At 57.1% G+C, this 17,805-nt stretch carries 13 protein-coding genes; 4 read left to right on the forward strand and 9 right to left on the reverse strand.

Annotation, left to right across the window (positions count from 1 at the left end; all coding sequences use genetic code 11):
• The first annotated feature begins 43 nt into the window (after nucleotides 1-43).
• Nucleotides 44-1,042 carry a class 1 fructose-bisphosphatase gene (gene fbp / locus ABTW00_RS20985; protein WP_064546953.1) on the forward strand — a complete coding sequence of 333 codons (999 nt, stop codon included), beginning with the start codon at nucleotides 44-46 and terminating at the stop codon, nucleotides 1,040-1,042.
• A gap of 123 nt (nucleotides 1,043-1,165) precedes the next feature.
• Here fbp and ABTW00_RS20990 read toward each other — a convergent pair whose 3' ends face one another.
• The 5 genes from ABTW00_RS20990 to ytfQ all read right to left on the reverse strand — a co-directional run bounded on the left by ABTW00_RS20990 (nucleotide 1,166) and on the right by ytfQ (nucleotide 7,550).
• Nucleotides 1,166-2,728, reverse strand: coding sequence for a methyl-accepting chemotaxis protein (locus ABTW00_RS20990; protein WP_433641107.1), 1,563 nt, complete (start codon nucleotides 2,726-2,728; stop codon nucleotides 1,166-1,168).
• A gap of 86 nt (nucleotides 2,729-2,814) precedes the next feature.
• The gene (gene yjfF / locus ABTW00_RS20995; RefSeq protein ID WP_433637396.1) at nucleotides 2,815-3,816 is read right to left on the reverse strand and encodes a galactofuranose ABC transporter, permease protein YjfF; all 1,002 of its coding nucleotides are present in this window, start codon (nucleotides 3,814-3,816) and stop codon (nucleotides 2,815-2,817) included.
• Nucleotides 3,803-4,828, reverse strand: a complete 1,026-nt coding sequence (gene ytfT / locus ABTW00_RS21000) for a galactofuranose ABC transporter, ATP-binding protein YtfT (protein ID WP_157093562.1) — start codon at nucleotides 4,826-4,828, stop codon at nucleotides 3,803-3,805. Before ytfT ends, yjfF begins: the two co-directional genes overlap by 14 nt.
• A gap of 10 nt (nucleotides 4,829-4,838) precedes the next feature.
• Complete coding sequence (ytfR, locus tag ABTW00_RS21005; protein WP_064546947.1) at nucleotides 4,839-6,341, reverse strand: galactofuranose ABC transporter, ATP-binding protein YtfR; 1,503 nt, start codon at nucleotides 6,339-6,341, stop codon at nucleotides 4,839-4,841.
• A gap of 252 nt (nucleotides 6,342-6,593) precedes the next feature.
• Complete coding sequence (ytfQ, locus tag ABTW00_RS21010; RefSeq protein ID WP_433637399.1) at nucleotides 6,594-7,550, reverse strand: galactofuranose ABC transporter, galactofuranose-binding protein YtfQ; 957 nt, start codon at nucleotides 7,548-7,550, stop codon at nucleotides 6,594-6,596.
• 402 nt (nucleotides 7,551-7,952) lie between these two features.
• On the opposite strand from ytfQ, the gene ppa reads away from it, so the two are divergent.
• Nucleotides 7,953-8,480: an inorganic diphosphatase gene (gene ppa / locus ABTW00_RS21015; RefSeq protein ID WP_064546944.1), complete on the forward strand. Its 528-nt coding sequence runs from the start codon at nucleotides 7,953-7,955 to the stop codon at nucleotides 8,478-8,480.
• Nucleotides 8,481-8,633: 153 nt separating this feature from the next.
• On the opposite strand, the gene ABTW00_RS21020 is transcribed toward ppa, so the two are convergent.
• The 3 genes from ABTW00_RS21020 to tamA are packed head-to-tail and all read right to left on the reverse strand — an operon-like array spanning nucleotide 8,634 to nucleotide 14,487.
• Nucleotides 8,634-8,978, reverse strand: coding sequence for a gamma-glutamylcyclotransferase family protein (locus ABTW00_RS21020; RefSeq protein ID WP_064546942.1), 345 nt, complete (start codon nucleotides 8,976-8,978; stop codon nucleotides 8,634-8,636).
• 2 nt (nucleotides 8,979-8,980) lie between these two features.
• The gene (tamB, locus tag ABTW00_RS21025) at nucleotides 8,981-12,757 is read right to left on the reverse strand and encodes an autotransporter assembly complex protein TamB (RefSeq protein ID WP_433637403.1); all 3,777 of its coding nucleotides are present in this window, start codon (nucleotides 12,755-12,757) and stop codon (nucleotides 8,981-8,983) included.
• Nucleotides 12,754-14,487, reverse strand: a complete 1,734-nt coding sequence (gene tamA / locus ABTW00_RS21030; protein WP_065356671.1) for an autotransporter assembly complex protein TamA — start codon at nucleotides 14,485-14,487, stop codon at nucleotides 12,754-12,756. Before tamA ends, tamB begins: the two co-directional genes overlap by 4 nt.
• Before the next feature lie 270 nt (nucleotides 14,488-14,757).
• On the opposite strand from tamA, the gene msrA reads away from it, so the two are divergent.
• Nucleotides 14,758-15,396, forward strand: coding sequence for a peptide-methionine (S)-S-oxide reductase MsrA (gene msrA / locus ABTW00_RS21035; RefSeq protein WP_433637406.1), 639 nt, complete (start codon nucleotides 14,758-14,760; stop codon nucleotides 15,394-15,396).
• Between the two features lie 4 nt (nucleotides 15,397-15,400).
• Here msrA and ABTW00_RS21040 read toward each other — a convergent pair whose 3' ends face one another.
• Nucleotides 15,401-16,456, reverse strand: coding sequence for a LacI family DNA-binding transcriptional regulator (locus ABTW00_RS21040; protein WP_433637409.1), 1,056 nt, complete (start codon nucleotides 16,454-16,456; stop codon nucleotides 15,401-15,403).
• A 190-nt stretch (nucleotides 16,457-16,646) separates the two neighbouring features.
• Between ABTW00_RS21040 and ABTW00_RS21045 the strand changes: the two genes are divergently transcribed.
• Nucleotides 16,647-17,801 carry a Gfo/Idh/MocA family protein gene (locus tag ABTW00_RS21045; RefSeq protein ID WP_433637412.1) on the forward strand — a complete coding sequence of 385 codons (1,155 nt, stop codon included), beginning with the start codon at nucleotides 16,647-16,649 and terminating at the stop codon, nucleotides 17,799-17,801.
• The last annotated feature ends 4 nt before the right edge of the window (nucleotides 17,802-17,805 follow it).

Consider the following 17,805-nt stretch of genomic DNA (forward strand, 5'->3'; position numbering starts at 1 on the left):
GTTGCAGCCGTTTTACTCAACATCCACTGTCAGGGAAAGTGTTATGAAAACGTTAGGTGAATTTATTGTCGAGAAGCAGCACGAGTTCTCACACGCAACCGGTGAACTCACTGCTTTGCTGTCGGCAATAAAGTTAGGTGCTAAGATCATCCACCGCGATATCAATAAGGCCGGTCTGGTCGATATCCTGGGTGCCAGCGGCGCTGAAAACGTACAGGGAGAAGTACAACAAAAGCTCGATCTGTTCGCGAACGAGAAACTGAAAGCTGCGCTGCGTGCACGTGACATCGTCGCCGGTATCGCCTCCGAAGAGGAAGATGAAATCGTCGTCTTCGACGGCTGCGAACACGCGAAATACGTGGTCCTGATGGACCCGCTGGATGGTTCATCTAACATCGACGTTAACGTCTCTGTCGGCACCATTTTCTCGATTTACCGCCGCGTAACGCCAGTCGGCACGCCGGTTACCGAAGAAGACTTCCTGCAACCGGGCAACCGTCAGGTGGCCGCCGGTTATGTGGTATATGGTTCCTCGACCATGCTGGTGTACACCACCGGCTGCGGCGTACATGCCTTTACCTACGACCCGTCGCTGGGCGTATTCTGCCTGTGTCAGGAGCGCATGCGCTTCCCACAGCGCGGCAGCACTTACTCGATCAACGAAGGTAACTACATCAAATTCCCGAACGGCGTGAAAAAGTACATCAAGTTCTGCCAGGAAGAAGATAAGTCCACGCAGCGCCCGTACACCTCACGCTACATCGGTTCTCTGGTGGCCGATTTCCACCGTAATCTGCTGAAAGGCGGCATCTACCTGTACCCAAGCACCGCCAGCCACCCGGAAGGGAAGCTGCGTCTGCTGTATGAGTGCAACCCGATGGCGTTCCTCGCGGAACAGGCCGGCGGCAAGGCCAGCGATGGGAAAGAGCGTATTCTGGATATCGTGCCGGAAAGCCTGCACCAGCGCCGTTCATTCTTCGTCGGCAACGACCATATGGTCGAGGATGTCGAGCGCTTTATTCGTGAGTTCCCGGACGCGTAATCGCAGTATCCCGGCCTACATTACGTGGTAGGCCGGATAAGCGAAGCGCCATCCGGCACGATGCGGTGATATTGCCGGATGGCGGCGTACACGCCTATCCGGCCTACAAAATCGGTGTCCCGGTTACGCCACCTGCAGCCGGAACGACGCCATCGCCGCCACCAGCGCCTGCGACTGCTCTTCCAGCGAACGGGTTGCCGCCGAAGACTGCTGTACCAGCGCCGCGTTCTGCTGTGCGGTTTCATCCATCTGACTCACCGCAATATTCACCTGCTCAATACCGCGACTCTGTTCCTGCGACGCGCTGGCAATTTCCCGCATCAGCTTGGTCATCCGCATCACTTCGCTGGCGATCTCATCCATGGTTTCCCCCGCCTGCTGAGCCAGATCGCTGCCTTCGTTGACGTGAGTTTGCGAGTCGGCAATCAGCTGGCGAATCTCTTTCGCCGCATCGGCGCTGCGGCTGGCGAGGTTACGCACCTCACCCGCCACGACCGCAAATCCGCGCCCCTGTTCACCCGCGCGGGCCGCTTCGACGGAGGCGTTGAGCGCCAGAATATTGGTCTGGAAGGCAATACCGTCAATCACGCTGAGAATATCGGCGATACGTTTGGCACTTCCTGAAATATCCTGCATTTTTTCAATCACATAGCACACCATCTCGCTGCCACGATCGGCAGTATCCGAGACATCGCGCGCCAGCTTGTGCGCCTGCTCGGCGTTGTCGGCGTTCTGCTTCACGGTGGCGGTCAGCTGTTCCATGCTGGCAGCGGTTTGCTCGAGCGAAGTCGCCGTCGACTCCGTACGCTGCGCCAGGTGGTTATTGCCCGCCGTCAGCTCGCGGCTGCCGATATCAATCTGTGAGCTGGCGTCGCGCACCCGCATAACCGAGTTCATCATCGACTCGCGCATCCCGGCAATCGCCACGTTCAGACGCTTAATTTCGGCGCTGCTGGTTTTCAGCGGCGAAGGCGTTAAATCCCCGGACGCTACCTGCTCAAGCTGGCCAATCGCCGATGCCAGCGGCTTTAACAGCAGATGTTGCAACTGCAGCCAGGCCAGCGCTATCACCCCTGCGGTCAGCGCAATGGCCAACACCATCAGTGCCAATACGCGATTTTTGGTACTGTGTACTGCCGCCACTTCAATCTGCCCGCGCGACTCCCCCCAATCCTGGAAGGCGTGAACGGCGTTATCAAACTGGCGGGCCACCGGGATCATTGTTTTTTCCAGCAGATCGTAATAACCGTCGACGTTCTGCTGCTCGAGCGCCGCCAGCATCGGTTTGATCGCCTGAGTGTTATAGGCCTCATAGCTTTTCGCGACATCCGCCATCCGTTTTGCGCCATCGGCATCGTCAACCGATGACTGGCTGACGCTGGCGATAATTTTTTGCCCCTGCGTCACTTCGCCGTTGAGGGTTTTGACGGCCTTCGTCGCGTCGTCCAGCATGCCGATTTCCATCAAGCGGACCGCCTGTCCGGCTTCATTGCGTGCACGCAGCAGCAGCGTATAACCCTCATTCAGCTGCGTCATTTGCTCGCTTTGCAGATGGTCGATTCGCTGGAGGGAAGCAGAGCTTTGGGTGAGAGCATAAATGCCGATACCGCTGACCAGAATCAGCAGCAGAGTCATCACGGCGAGCAGGGACAGCAGGCCGGTACGGATAGAGAGCGTTTTTAGCATCATAGTTTTGTCCGGTAGCAGGGGTACTGTTTGGCGTAAATGACTGGTATCGGCTGCTACCGGAAAAACTTTAGCGTTTCAGTATGTTAGTTCTTTGTTACCGGGACGTCGACGCGGGTGACAGCCGCACTCTGCCGGTTCTCCCACAGCACCGTCAGCGCCCGCTGCAGAGCAATAAAAATAAACAGCAGAATGCCGATAGCGATTTTGGTCCACCACGAGCTCAACGTGCCGTCAAAGTTGATGTAGGTCTGAATCAGCCCCTGAATGCCCACGCCAAACAGCGTGCCCAGCACCGTACCGACGCCGCCGCTCAGCAGCGTACCGCCGATCACCACCGAGGCGATGGCATCCAGCTCTACGCCAACGCCTGCCAGCGCATAGCCAGCCTGGGTATAAATGGAGAACACAATGCCCGCCAGCGTCGCCAGCCCCGTCGACAGCATATAAATGCGCACGATGGTGCTACGCGTCGGGATACCCATCAGGTTGGCCGAGGTGGCATTACCGCCGATAGCATAGACCTGATTGCCAAAGCGCGTACGGTGGGCAAGGAAAATCCCCAACACCACGACCAGCAGCATCAACAGCCCCATCGCGCTCAGACGGCCACCGCCGGGAAGGGTCCACGCCAGCCCGGAGAGGGCGTCGTATACCGGATGATCGATAGGAATCGACTCTTCAGACACCAGGTAGCTCACGCCGCGCAGGAAGAACATCCCGGCGAGCGTAATAATAAATGCCGGGATCTTCAGCGCGTCAATCAACCAGCCCATAAACGCGCCGAAGGCGCAGCCCATCGCCAGCACCAGCGGAAAGGCCATCAACGGCGATAATCCCCAGAAGCCGATAGCCTTGGCGAGGAATACGCCGGTGAAGGCGATCACTGAACCGACGGAAAGATCGATACCACCGGAAAGGATCACAAAGGTCATGCCCACGGCAACAATCCCGAGGAAGGCGTTGTCGGTCAGAATATTGCAAATCACCCGCGTCGAGGCGAAACCGGGAAACTGGGTCAGACAGTAGAGATAGCCCACAATAAACACCCCGAGGGTGATCATTAACGGCAGATTACGTTTGATCATGGCCCCGCATCCTCTTCAGTATCTGAATAAAGCGCGGTGACTGGACGATCAGCACGCACATGACAACCACCGCTTTGACCACCTGGTTCAGCTCCGGCGGGAAGCCGGAGAGCAGAATACCCGTATTCATTCCCTGGATAATCAACGCGCCGACCACCGACAGCAGCAGGTTAAAGCGCCCACCCATCAGCGAGCCGCCGCCAATGACCACCGCCAGAATGGCGTCCAGCTCCAGCCACAGCCCAGCGTTGTTGGCATCGGCCCCGCGAATGTCTGCCGCGACAATCGTTCCGGCAATCGCCGCGCACACGCCGCTCAGCACGTAGGCCAGCATCACCACGATACGCGTATTCACCCCGGCGTTTTTCGCCGCACGAATGTTGATCCCCACCGCTTCAATAAACATACCGAGCGCGGTTTTACGCGCCAGCAGCCAAAAGATAACCAGCGTCACCAGCGCAATAATGACCGGCGTCGGGAACAAGAGAAACTTACCGCTGCCGATCCACGCCAGCGACGGCGAGTCGAAGGTGACGATCTGTCCGGAGGTAATGAGTTGCGCCACGCCGCGCCCCGCGACCATCAGAATCAGCGTGGCGACGAAGGGCTGAATTTTGAGGATCGCAACCAGAATGCCGTTCCACAGCCCGGCCAGCACGCCGGATCCGATCGCCGCCAGCAGGACCACCGGCAGGCTATGCCCGGCCACGGTCATCGCGGCGGCGGTGGCTCCGGCAATCGCCATCACTGCGCCAACGGAAAGATCGATACCGCCGGTGGCGATCACCAGCGTCATGCCGATCGCCAGCAGCGCCACCGGCGCCGCGCGGTTGAGGATATCAATCGGGCTGCCGAACAGGCGGCCATCCTGCAAGGTTATCTGGAAAAAGTGCGGCGCCACCAGGCTATCGACCAGCAGCACCAGGATTAATGCCGCAATTTGCGGCATTCCCGGCGGCCAGCGAAAGCGGCGCTCCGGCTTACCGGTTTGGGGAACAGTTCGGGGCATCACGGTTAACTCCTTAGGCCGCAATCGCGTTCATAATGGCGGGAACAGAGAGCTCAGCAAGCGGGATCTCCGCCACCTGTTGGCGATCGCGCATGATGATCACCCGATCGGCGTAGCCCACCAGCTCTTCCAGTTCAGACGAGATCACCAGCAGCGCCAGGCCGTCCGCGCAGAGCGTTTCGATCAGGCGAATGATCTCCGCGTGCGCGCCAACGTCGATCCCGCGGGTCGGTTCGTCGAGGATCAGGAACTGCGGGCGCGTCAGCAGCCAGCGCGAGAGCAGCACCTTCTGCTGGTTGCCGCCGGAGAGAAACTCCACCGGCTGCTCGGCGCTGGGGGTGCGGATCCCCAACTGGCGGATGAAGCGTTCGGCAATCTCGTTTTGTTCTTTGCGCGGAATTGGCCGCAGCCAGCCGCGCTGTGCCTGCAACGCGAGGATAATATTTTCACGTACCGAGGCGGCGGCAATAATGCCGTCCGTTTTACGATCCTCAGGGCAAAAGCCGATCCCCAGACAGGAGGCCTGATGCGGCGATCGCAGGGTCTGCGGTTTACCTTTGATCGTCGCTTGCCCACTGTCGGCGGGATGAATACCGAAGATCACTTCGGCGGTTTCGGTGCGTCCAGATCCGAGCAGCCCGGCCAGACCGACGATCTCACCGGGGCGCACGTGCAGATCGAACGGCGCGATGGTGCCCTTTTTGCCATAGCCTTCAAAGGAGGCCACCGGTTTATCACTCAGCAACGTGCGCCCCGCCCGCTGGAGCGCCTGGTGTTCCAGCTCGCGGCCCAGCATCATTTTTACCAGCTCAATCTGCGGCAGCTCGCGGGTTTCCCGACAGCCCACAAAGGTGCCGTTGCGCAGTACGGTGATCCTGTCGCTGACCGCATACACCTGATCGAGAAAGTGGGTGACAAAGATCAAGCTGACGCCGCGATCGCGCAGCTGGCGCATCAGGGTGAAGAGCATCTCCACCTCTTTGGTGTCGAGGCTGGCGGTCGGTTCATCGAGGATCAGCACTTTGGCGGAGAGATCGATCGCCCGACAGATGGCGACGATCTGCTGCATCGCTACCGAAAAGCGGTTTAACGGCTCGCGCACGTCGAGGGAAAAACCGTAGGAAGCCATCAGCGCGGTGGCGCGTTTTTCCATCTCTTTACGTCGCAGGAAACCAAAACGTTTCGGTTCACGGCCAATAAACAGGTTATCCGCCACCGACATATTCGGCAGCAGGTTCACTTCCTGATATACCGTGCCAATGCCCAGCTGCTGAGCATGCGCGGTATTTTTCGGATGAATTTGCTGTCCTTCCAGCCAGATGCTGCCGCTGTTGGCGTGGTAAACGCCGGTCAGCGCTTTAATCAGCGTGGATTTACCCGCGCCGTTTTCGCCGAGCAGCGCCATAATTTCACCGCGCCGCAGGCTGAAATTGACGTTATCCAGCGCTTTCACGCCGGGAAAATACTGGCAGAGCCCCTCGGTGCGGAGGATTTCCGGGTTGGTTTCAGTGGTCATAGTGCGCTCCCCCTCACCCTAACCCTCTCCCCGAGGGGGAGAGGGAACAGATTGTACCCAACTTGCTACCCGTACCGCTCGGCCCATCACCCGTTCAGGGAGAGGATTAGGGTGAGGGTACCAGTCCTGTAGGCCGGATAAGGCAAAGCCGCCATCCGGCATCGTGCGCCGAACTGCCTGATGGCGCTTCGCTTATCAGGCCTACCGTTACAAAGGTCCGATATGTGAAGCGCCATCAGCCAGGGCTATCTCTTAGTAGCCCATATTTTTCTTCTTATCTAACTCTTCTTTCGCCGTATCCGGCAGGTACAGCGTAGACTTGGTGAGCGTCACTTTTTCCGGCAGGGTGCCGTCTTTCTTGAATTTCTCCAGCGCATCAAACGCCGGGCCGGCCATGTTCGGCGTCAGCTCGACGCTGGCGTTCGCTTCACCGGCAATCATCGCTTTGTAGATATCCGGTACACCGTCAATTGAGCCGGTGAGGATATCTTTACCCGGCTTCAACCCGGCCTCTTTAATCGCCTGAATGGCACCGATCACCATGTCGTCGTTATGGGCGTAAACCATGCAAATATTCTTGCCGTTGTTTTCCGCCTTGATGAAGCTTTCCATCACCTCTTTCCCCTTGCTGCGGGTAAAGTCGCCGGACTGGGAACGGATAATTTTGATATTTGACGCTTTCGAAATGGCATCAGCGAAACCTTTCTTACGGTCTATCGCCACGCTCGCGCCGACGGTGCCCTGCAACTCGACGACATTACACGGCTTGCCGTCGACGGTTTTAATCAGCCACTCGCCAATCAGTTGGCCTTCCAGCACGTTGTTGGCGGTCACGGTAGTCATGTACAGCGATTTATCTTTCACATCGATAGATCGGTCGAGCAGGAACACCGGGATGTTGGCCTCTTTGGCTTCCTTCAGCACAGGCTCCCAGCCGGTCGCCACGACCGGCGCGATAAAGATGGCATCAACACCCTGAGCGATAAACGAACGCACCGCTTTAATCTGGTTTTCCTGTTTTTGCTGCCCGTCCGCAATCTTCAGAGTGATACCGCGTTTTTCCGCTTCCTGCTTCGCGACGTTGGTTTCCGCCGCGCGCCAGCCCGATTCAGAGCCAACTTGTGAAAATCCCACCGTTAAAGGGGCAGCCATGACCATAGACGACATGGCTGCGGAAACTGCTGTGACAAGAAGTAAGCGCTTCCACATAGAGGTATCCTCGTAGGGTTATTGTTGGTCAAATATTCATCTGCGGAAAAACTATAGACAATGAGAGATGTAACGGAATGAGTTACATCACACTTCAAAAAAGTAAATTATTTGTTAATCACCATTAACAGAGCAAGTTCAGTAGGGAGTAGGCGTCGCGCACCCGTTGAAGGCTATCGATTTTGTGGAAATTTTAACCCGTGTCAGACCATTTCCTGGCGCAATGTAAACGGTTCCACGATTTTATTCAGTATGCGGCTAACTTTATGGATTTTCCTGCCATAAGAAGGCACTGAAAAGACCGTGTTTCGCGGGGGGAGATGTAAAACAGGCCAAGACTTTCGCGGTGAGTTGGCTATAATACCGGGCACTAATTTGCCACACATTCTAAAGGAAACAGACATGAGCTTACTCAACGTCCCTGCGGGTAAAGATCTGCCGGAAGATATCTACGTAGTCATCGAAATCCCGGCTAACGCAGATCCTATCAAATACGAAGTCGACAAAGAGAGCGGCGCGCTGTTCGTTGACCGTTTCATGTCCACCGCGATGTTCTATCCGTGCAACTACGGTTACATCAACCACACCCTGTCTCTGGACGGTGACCCGGTTGACGTGCTGGTCCCAACCCCGTACCCGCTGCAGCCGGGTTCTGTGATCCGTTGCCGTCCGGTTGGCGTTCTGAAAATGACCGACGAATCCGGTGAAGATGCCAAACTGGTTGCGGTACCGCACACCAAGCTGAGCAAAGAATACGATCACATCAAAGATGTGAACGACCTGCCGGACCTGCTGAAAGCGCAGATCACCCACTTCTTCGAGCACTACAAAGACCTCGAAGCAGGCAAATGGGTTAAAGTTGACGGTTGGGACAACGCTGAAGCGGCTAAAGCTGAAATCGTTGCTTCCTTCGAGCGCGCGAAGAAATAAGATTTCTTTTCGAGCGTTAAACACACCGCCTTCGGGCGGTGTTTTTGTTTGTAGGCCTCAGCTCTTGGCTGCCTGATGGCGCTGCGCTTATCAGGCCTACAACGCCAGGTGCAGATAAAAAAACAACGCCACCCGAGGGTGGCGTTGTCGTATTCAATACTGGTCTTTATCCAACCAGTTGCCGCTTTCTATCAGCTTCAGCCCATCGACCGGGCGCTGATAAACGTACATCCAGGCGCTACCATACGGCGTCTGAATGAGGTGACGTGCATATTCGCCCGCTTTGGTACGCAGCGCATCCAGCTCGGCTAGCGTCGAAGCATCAATCCGATAAACTTCACCGTGTACCGTGCCATCGCCGGGCACCGCGCCTGGATAGTGGCCCAGGCTGTACAGTTGATAATCGGTCACGCTGTGATCGCCCAGCCACTGAGCGTTGGTCATCCAGTGGCTGTTGCCCTGTTTGCGCCGTAAACTGCCGTAAACAAATATTCGCATTGCTAAAACTCAAACTGATAGAGCAAATCGAGCGCCTGGTCTACGCCAGACACCGCTTCCAGATACAGCTTAGGCATCAGGCGATAGCGTAACGTGAGCGTCGCTAACGAGTCAAAGATCCCAACGCCATATTTCACCTGCAGACCTGGCAATACGTATCCGCTGACCACCACCTGGGAAGAATCGCCCACCCCCTGGGTATCCAGCGCCAGATTACTTACGCCAAACGTCTCGCCGATTTTACCCACAACCTGACCACTTTGTGCAACCCCCATGCCAATAAGCATTGAGGTCATCGCAGCGCTGTCGCTCTGACCGCTTTCCAATCCCTGTCCGCGAACGAGGTAAGAGAGCGCTTCCTGCTGCGACATCGCCGGGTCAGAGAAGACTTCCGCCTTTGGCTGATCCGCCGTGCCGGTAACACGAACGCCAGCGATAACATCGTTTTCGGTAGCATCCGGGTTGCGAATCGCTTCGATATTCAACAGCGGCTGATCCGGCGGGCCAGAGAACAGCAGCTCGCCTTTACGCACGATCAGATCCTGACCGTAGGCATGGAAGCGCCCTTCCGGGATATTGATCTGCCCGTTAAGCCCCAGTCCCTGTTTATCCTGCGCCACCTTCAGGTCGCCGGTCAGACGCGCTTTCAGGCCGAACGCATCCAGACGAACGTTATTGCCGACGTGGATGGTCAGGTTGCTGTTGATTGGAATCGAAGCCGATTTCGTCTCTTTCGGCTGGAGATCGTTATTCAGCAGCACTTCATCGCTGGAAACGCCTACCGCGCTTTCCGGCACCTCTTTCACCACGATACGCGCCCACGGCACATCGACGCTACCGTCAAGGGTAAACAGACTCGGCGTGGCGTTAAACACAACGTCAGGCGAGACGTCGAGACGCACCATCGGCGGCACGGTAATCCGCACGCGAGAGCCCTTCGCCGCAATACGCGCGCGCCAGTTTTCAATCTGCCGCCAGTCAGCGTCACCGTTCAGGCTGATCTGCCCCTGTGAGGTTCGCACTTCCCCCTGCAACGTCGAGGTGGCGCCGTTGAAGTTCATCGTCAGCTGGCTTGGCTGCATATCAAACGGCATAAAGTTACCGTCAACATCAAGGCCGCTAAGCTGAAGTTGACCGAACATCAGCGGGCTCTGGAGATCGCCGCCGAGGCGCAAATTCGCGTTCAGCTTGCCGTCCGCCTTTTCACCGCGCGAGAAGATCGGGTTAACCATCGCCAGCGAGAAGTTACGAATGTTGACGTTGCCGCCGAGATTACGCCGCCCCTGTGGGTCGGTCACCTGCACCTGCCCGTCTAACTGCCCGTTGTTGGTCAGACGAATCAACCAGCCTAGCTCGGCGCGGTTATTATGCAGGTCAGCGCTGAGGTTCAACGTATCGAAAGCCACCGGCAGCGGCGCGTTGTTGACGGTCTGAGTGACCTTAACGTTGCGCCCGGAGAGCGTCACTTTACCCTGTGGCAACCCTTCTTTGGTGGTGTCCCAGGAGACGTCCGCGTTACCGCTAAACACGCCGCTAGCCTGAGTTTCCTCCGGCATAAACGGTTTGAGCATCGCCAGGTCGAAACGGTTGAGGTTGACCACCGCACGCCCCGCCGCGCCCGCGTCAATCGTCTGCGGCACGCACAGTTCGGCGTTCGGGTTCACCCAACAGTGCGGCCCGATGCTGATTTTCTGCTCCAGGTTACGGTAGTCCAGCGCAATATCGCGGTTGATGGACCACGGGCCGACCGGCGTCTTGAAACGGGTATTGCTTAACGCCCCCTTCCAGCGCTCTTCTTTACGATCGAAGCTGCCCGCCAGCGCCAGCTGACCAGAGACCGGCTCGCCCTGAATTTGCAGCTGTAGTGAGTGCTGTTTTTCGTTGCCCTTCGCCGCCAGATGCACCAGCCCGATATTCACATCCGGCTGCACGATGCGTTCAACGCGGACGTCGAGATTACCGCCAATCTGATCGGTGGATTTCACATCGCCGTCGACGCGCACCTGGCCAATCGACAGCTCCTGCCAGCGCAGACCGCGTGCAGTAACGTCTGCCAGCAGCTGCGGCGCATCAACCGTACCGCGAATCTTCACCAGCCCTTTCGCCGTGCCGCCTAATCCCGGCAGCATGTTGTCGAGCTTCGGCGCGTCGATATTCGCATCGAGCTCCAGGTCTTTCACCCCCAGCTCGCCCTTCACGTCGGCGGTGTTATTGCCCAGCGCCACGTGTAGCCCCGGAATGGTCCATTGCAGGTAGCTGTTACCGCGCAGCGAGCCGTCGACGTTCACTTTGTTCTGCTTCACGTTGCCGGTGATTTTCATCTCCGGCACGTTCATCTGCCAGCTGCCGCCGTACAGACTGCCGTTAGTTTTGATCAGGCCATCCAGCTTCGATGGCCAGTCCGGCGCCAGCTTCCCGGTGTTAAGCCCGCGTAGAGCCAGTTCGCCGCGCCAGCTGATCGCCTGCTGCCAGTCAAGCAGCGCGGTCAACTCGGTTTTGCCTTCCAGCGCCGCGACGGTGAGTTTGTCGAGGCTCACCTGACGCTCGTTGCCTTTGGCATCGAGGGTGATATCCGCAGGCGGCACATCCTGCCCTTTCACCGCAGTGCGGAACGACAGCGTGTAATCGGTCATCTTGCCGCCGAGTTTCAGCTTCAGGTCATCGGCCTGGAACTGTTTCTCACCGGTAAACGGCCAATAAAGCTGTTTGCTGTTCACCTCAAGGTTGAACGGTAGCCCGGCTTCCGCCAGCTGCGCCTGCGCGCGAATGCCCATATCCACCGGGCCGGAAAGGTTAACGCCCACTTCCAGCTGCTTACGCACCGCGCCGCCCACCTTGAGCTTCACTTTCTCGCCCTTCAGCGGGTCGATATTCAGGGTGCTGTTGAGCGTGAGATCCACCGGCCAGTCGTTGATGAGCGTGGCGGTACCGCTGGCGTTCACCGTGCCCTGGCTGGAGTCAATATCCAGCGCGTCGAGCTTCATGTTGCCGTCGATGCTGCTGACCTTCAGCAGCATTTTATAGACCGTCAGATCGGTATCGCCGGTAATACGCAGCTGCTCACCGCTGAAGGATTCGATATTCAGGTTCAGCGGCAGATGGACATCGGTCATCTCCGGCAGGACCGGCTTCGAAAACAGCTCGGTCATGGTTTCGCCAAGCGGTTTTTCCTGCGGCTGTGGGTTATCTATCTTCGGCTCCACCACCTCTTTCTGCGCCACGTCGGCGACTTTCGGCAAAGCGATAAGCAACCCTTGCAGCGTCGTTGGCGTCAGCGTCAGGTTCTTCTCCTGCCACGTCAGGCCGCTGCTGAAGTCCATCACCGATACCGTCGTGTCATCAATCTTAATATTGACGTTGTTGAGCGCGAACCGCTTCAAGGTGATTGGGTACGGCGTCGAGAGGTTCAACGGACCGCTGTCTTCTTCCTCTACCGGCGCGGCAGGCGGCATTTTACTGCTGTCGATTGCCACGTTGATATTGCTGAGCGCAACATCGTTAACGCACACGCTGCTGTGCCACAGGCATTTCAGGTCGACGGCCAGGTGAAGCTCACCGGCATCGACCGCGACGCCCGGCTGGGTATAGCGGACGTTTTTCAGCGACAGATCGCGCCAGCCGCCGGTGACCTGACCTATCTCCAGCCCGGGAACCCAGCGGTTCGCCGCGTTAAACAGCAGATGCAGCCCCGTGGTGGTGCCAATCAGAAATCCCACGATGCCCAGCAGCAGCACGACAAAAATCAGTACGCCGAGGCTTATTTTTTTCCATAACGTCATAGCTCAGGCCCCAGACCGATGTAAAACTGTAATCCATGTTCATCTTTGTCGCCCACCGGGACGGCAAAGTCGAGCTTGATAGGCCCGACCGGCGACTGCCAGCGTACCCCTACCCCTGCGCCGGTTTTCCAGTCGCTCTGACGAATATCGCTGACCGCTTCACCGCCGTCCATGAACACGGCTCCCCACCATTTCCCGGTCACGTTGTACTGATATTCCAGCGAGCCGGTGGCCAGTTTTGATGCCCCGATAAGTTTGCCTTTACTGTCTTCCGGGGAGATCGATTTGTACTTATAGCCGCGAATACTGCGGTCACCACCGGCAAAGAAGCGAAGATCGGGCGGAACGCGGTCAAAGTCGCCTGTTTCGATCCAGCCGAGGTTGCCACGAAACACAAAGCGATGGCGATCGTAAAGGGTACGGATCCAGACGTTTTGCGCCTGGAAAACCGAGAAGTCGACGTCTGAACCCCAGGCGGTGTTCGAGTAGTCGATCGAGTAACGCTGAGAGTCGCCCCAGGTTGGCATCAGACCGCCGCGTGAGCGGGTACGGCTGATAGAGACGCCTGGATAGAACAGCATGGTGGTGTTGGTGACGTCGGCCTGCGTAAAGTGGTCAAGACTCCAGCGTAGGTTAATTGCCCGCTGCCAGCCGCTGGAAAGGTCCCAGAAACGTGAAACGGCAAGCGTGGTGGAGTCAGACTTGGTATCGTTGAGGTCGGTACTTTTGAAACCGCCCTGCACCAGGTAGTACTGCTCAAGCGGATTTTTCAGCAGCGGCATCTTATAGCTGAAGTCCAACTGCTGTTCCGGTGCCGAGACGCTGAGACTGGTCGTCAGGCTGTGACCGTAAGAGTTCACCCACGGTTTTTTCCATGATGCTTTCACCCGCGGGCCAACATCGGTGGAGTAACCGCCCCCCAGTTCTACGGTATTTTCGCTGCGCGGCGATACCACACCATGCAGCGGTAACACCTTAGTTTTCCGCGATTTATCAAACTCCGGCGCCACGACCACCGAGTTAAACCAGCCGGTTGCCGACAGACGCCGGTTCAGTTCCGCCAGATCGCTGGACTGGTAATAGTCACCTTTTTTGAACGGGACCAGATGCTGCAAATACTCTTCGCGGATCTGCGATCCTTCAAAGGTAACGTCACCAAAGCGGTAGCGCTCACCGCTGTCATAATCGATATCCCAGAACGCCTGGTGACGATCGACCGCTACGCCAAGCTGACTCTTTTTGAACTCGCTATCAAAATAGCCCTTACGCAGCGCCACGCTGGTTAACGACCCTTTGAAATGGTCGTAATCGCTATGATTGAGCACCGTCCCGATTTTAGGGCGCGTCTTGAGTAGCGCCAGATAGTCGCTGTCGGTACGCGCCCCGCCGCGCAGGATCACATCGGTACCGCCAATGCGCACCGGTTCACCCGGCGTCACTTTGGCCAGCAGTACCTGACGCCCCTTAGCCGGCGGCGGCTTAAGTTCAAAATCGATGGTCGGTTCGTAATAGCCAAGGGCTTTCAACCCCTCGCGAATGGCATCATCCACGCGTGCACGGAAACGGCGATCCGGCGAAACTTCGTCGCTGTCGATGGTCGATAGCTGGGCTCGAACGTTTTTTTGTAGTTCGCCTGAGAGCCCTTCAACCTGTAGTCGGATGTTTGCTGCACTGGCAACACCGCTGGTCAGCAGTAAGCTCACCACACATAACTGGCGGATTTGTCGCACGTTTTCTCCTGAATATCCTTGTTTCCACCCCAAAAGGGAAACGAAAGTCCGCTCCGCGGCCATGACTGCGTTGTGACCTTTTTCGCGCCCTGATGGCGCGCGGTATTCAACGTCAGCTTAAAAAACCCACTCTTTGTCGGGTTGAAATAAAGACAGAGCCCCAAATTATTCTTATGTTTAAATTTAGACGTATTCGGCGTGTTTATTGTGTTAAAAGACACGCCCGGTTACAACCTTAACGGAAATTACTGTTCCCCGGAGGCGGTCCTTATGAGCTTGTTCGACAAAAAACATATTGTATCTCAATCGGATGCACTACCCGGAAGAAATACACCCATGCCGGTTGCAACGCTCAATGTTGTGACGGAACACTCAATGACCCACGTGCCGGAAGGCATGGAGGTCGCGCTGTTTGCGATGGGCTGTTTCTGGGGCGTAGAGCGGCTGTACTGGCAGCTTCCCGGCGTTTACAGCACCGCGGCAGGCTACACCGGGGGCTATACGCCGAACCCGACATACCGCGAAGTCTGCAGCGGACAGACCGGACACGCCGAGGCCGTACGCGTCGTGTATGATCCGGCGGTCATTAGCTATGGCGAACTGCTCAAAGTGTTCTGGGAGAATCATGACCCGGCGCAGGGTATGCGTCAGGGCAATGACCACGGCACGCAGTATCGTTCAGCTATCTATCCGCTGACCCCAGAACAGGAACAGGAAGCGCACGCCAGCCTGCAGCAGTTCCAGGAAGCCATGCGCAGCGCAGGTGACGCACGTGATATCACGACCGAAATCGCCCTCGCGAAGCCGTTCTACTACGCGGAAGATGAACACCAGCAGTATCTGCATAAAAACCCGTACGGCTACTGCGGTATCGGCGGGATAGGCGTGTGCTTACCGCCACAGGTCTGAGTGCTTAACGGGAGATCGAGACGCGCGCAGCGTGGCGCGTGGCGTGCGTCACGGTACCCAAATCATACACTTTCCCTTGCAGCAGCAGGTTAAACACCGGGGCATTGGGGCGGTTTAGCCGCGTTTGCAAAAGATGTACAGCCTCGATACCCAGCGCCCGGCAGGGAATGGCGATGCCCGTGGTTTCATTACGCATTGGCGCGTCGAGTTCCCAGACATAGGTGGTCATCAGGGAGATATCCTGCGGCACCCGCACGCCCCGTTTTTGCAGCACGTGATAGATACCCACGGACATCGGCAGCCCCGCGCAGAAAACCACTTCCGGCCATGCCGACGGCGGCGTTGAAGCAAACCAGTCTGCAAAGGCCCGCTCGGTTTCCTCTTCAGAGAAGCCCTCGGTCACCAGCAGATCGCGCTGGGCATCGAACGGCAGCTGGTACTGTCGATAAACCTCTTTAATCCCCTCCAGCCGCCAGTACATCGTCTCCCGCCGCAGGCTGGTGACGTTCAAAATCCGCCGATGGCCTTGTTCAAACAGATAGTTCGCCGCGCTGTAGCCAATCGCCCGATGATCTGGCGAGACGGAATCCAAAAGTCCTTCTTTATCACGTGAGTTAATCAGCACGCACGGCTTATCCAACGACTGCGCCAGCTTGTGGATGGTCGGATCATCAATACCAATAATAATGATGGCGTTGATATTCTTGTGGCCGGCCTTTTCCATAAACACTTTGATATCAGCGCGTTGTTCATCCAGCCCGCAGTAGCTGACGTACACATCGTGCGGTACCACCGCTTCCGCGATGCCGCGCGTCACTTCCAGATAGTAGGTATCCCCCTGGGCGATAAACGTGCGCTGCGGCGCGAATACGGCGATGCCGTTGATGAGCAGGCGACCGCTCGCTAAATCATCCAGCACGCCAAGCTGACGCGCGCAGCTGACGATCGCCTCGCGCGCCTTATCGCTGGTATATGACTTGCCGCTTAACACCCGTGATACGGTACTGACGGAATAGCCGGTTCGGGCGGCAATTTCATCCATTTTGAGCTTGCCAGACATAGTGTGACCTCTGTCGCAATCATCTTTTGCAAATTTTTGCAGATGCAGTTCGATGATTTTAAAACCTATTTTTATTTTTCCGCGCAAATTCCTTTCCTGGCTGCGAGCATTCTCACAAATTCCATTTGTCCCCCCTCACCTCCTTCCCTATTTTCAGATTTCAGTCATTTCTATTACGTTAAGGTGCGACATGGATAAGGTGCGTTTTGGCATTATCGGCGTAGGCAATATCGGAACCGTTCACGCCCGATACCTGCTGGCGGGTACGGTAAAAGAGGCCTGCCTGACGGCAGTGTGTGACAACAATCCCGACAAACATTCCGCCATTCGCCAGCTGGTTGGCAATGACGTGGCTCTCTTCAGCGACGCCGAAGAGATGCTGAAAAGCGGGCTGATTGACGCGGTCATCGTCTCCACGCCGCACTATGACCATCCAGGTCTCTCCATGCTAGCCATGCGTCACGGCATTCATACCCTGTGCGAGAAACCGGCTGGCGTCTACACCGCGCAGGTGCGCGAAATGAACGAATTCGCCCGCGGCTGCAACGTGGTGTTCGGCATGATGTTTAACCAACGCCCTAACCCGCTGTATCAGAAAGTGAAAGATCTGATCGACAGCGGTGAGCTGGGCGAACTGCGTCGCTCCAACTGGATCATCACCAACTGGTATCGTTCGCAGAGCTACTACAACTCCGGCGGCTGGCGCGCCACCTGGAAGGGCGAAGGCGGCGGGGTGCTGCTGAACCAGGACCCGCACCAGCTGGATTTATGGCAGTGGTTGGTGGGTATGCCGGTGCGGATGCGCGCTTTCTGCCAGTTCGGTAAGCATCGCGATATCGAAGTGGAAAACGAGGTCACCGCCTATGCCGAGTATGCCAACGGTGCGACCGGCGTCTTTATTACCACCACCGCCGAAGCACCGGGCACTAACCGTCTGGAGATCGCCGGCGATCGCGGCAAAGTGGTGGTGGAAGATGGCAAGCTGCGCTTCTGGCGGCTGCGCGAATCGGAAACCGAATTTAATGCCCGCTGGGAGAACGGCTTTGGTGAACCGGAGTGCTGGGAGGTGACCATTCCGGTTGCGCCGGAGTGTAGCGATCACCATGTCATCACCGCCAACTTCGCCGCCGCAGTGCTGCACGGCACACCGCTACTGGCGCCGGGTACCGAGGGCATTCACGGCCTGACGCTGTCAAACGCTATGCACCTCTCCACGTGGACCGATGACTGGGTTGACCTGCCGTTCGACGAGGCGCTGTTTAAAAAGCTGCTCGATGAACGCATCGCCACCTCCATTGATAAACAGGTGGTCAGTAAAACGCTCGATGCCTCCGGCACCTGGTAATCCA

This window comes from Kluyvera georgiana (assembly GCF_050990895.1).
GTDB classification, from domain to species: Bacteria; Pseudomonadota; Gammaproteobacteria; order Enterobacterales; family Enterobacteriaceae; genus Kluyvera; species Kluyvera georgiana.

What these genes read in the sequence shown, in the direction of transcription:
- yjfF (WP_433637396.1), bottom strand. Translation starts at nt 3,816, where the DNA reads ATGATCAAACGTAATCTGCCGTTAATGATCACCCTCGGGGTGTTTATT.
- ABTW00_RS21045 (WP_433637412.1), top strand. Translation starts at nt 16,647, where the DNA reads ATGGATAAGGTGCGTTTTGGCATTATCGGCGTAGGCAATATCGGAACC.
- tamB (WP_433637403.1), bottom strand. Translation starts at nt 12,757, where the DNA reads ATGACGTTATGGAAAAAAATAAGCCTCGGCGTACTGATTTTTGTCGTG.
- ytfR (WP_064546947.1), bottom strand. Translation starts at nt 6,341, where the DNA reads ATGACCACTGAAACCAACCCGGAAATCCTCCGCACCGAGGGGCTCTGC.
- ABTW00_RS20990 (WP_433641107.1), bottom strand. Translation starts at nt 2,728, where the DNA reads ATGCTAAAAACGCTCTCTATCCGTACCGGCCTGCTGTCCCTGCTCGCC.
- ppa (WP_064546944.1), top strand. Translation starts at nt 7,953, where the DNA reads ATGAGCTTACTCAACGTCCCTGCGGGTAAAGATCTGCCGGAAGATATC.
- msrA (WP_433637406.1), top strand. Translation starts at nt 14,758, where the DNA reads ATGAGCTTGTTCGACAAAAAACATATTGTATCTCAATCGGATGCACTA.
- ABTW00_RS21020 (WP_064546942.1), bottom strand. Translation starts at nt 8,978, where the DNA reads ATGCGAATATTTGTTTACGGCAGTTTACGGCGCAAACAGGGCAACAGC.
- fbp (WP_064546953.1), top strand. Translation starts at nt 44, where the DNA reads ATGAAAACGTTAGGTGAATTTATTGTCGAGAAGCAGCACGAGTTCTCA.
- ytfQ (WP_433637399.1), bottom strand. Translation starts at nt 7,550, where the DNA reads ATGTGGAAGCGCTTACTTCTTGTCACAGCAGTTTCCGCAGCCATGTCG.
- ABTW00_RS21040 (WP_433637409.1), bottom strand. Translation starts at nt 16,456, where the DNA reads ATGTCTGGCAAGCTCAAAATGGATGAAATTGCCGCCCGAACCGGCTAT.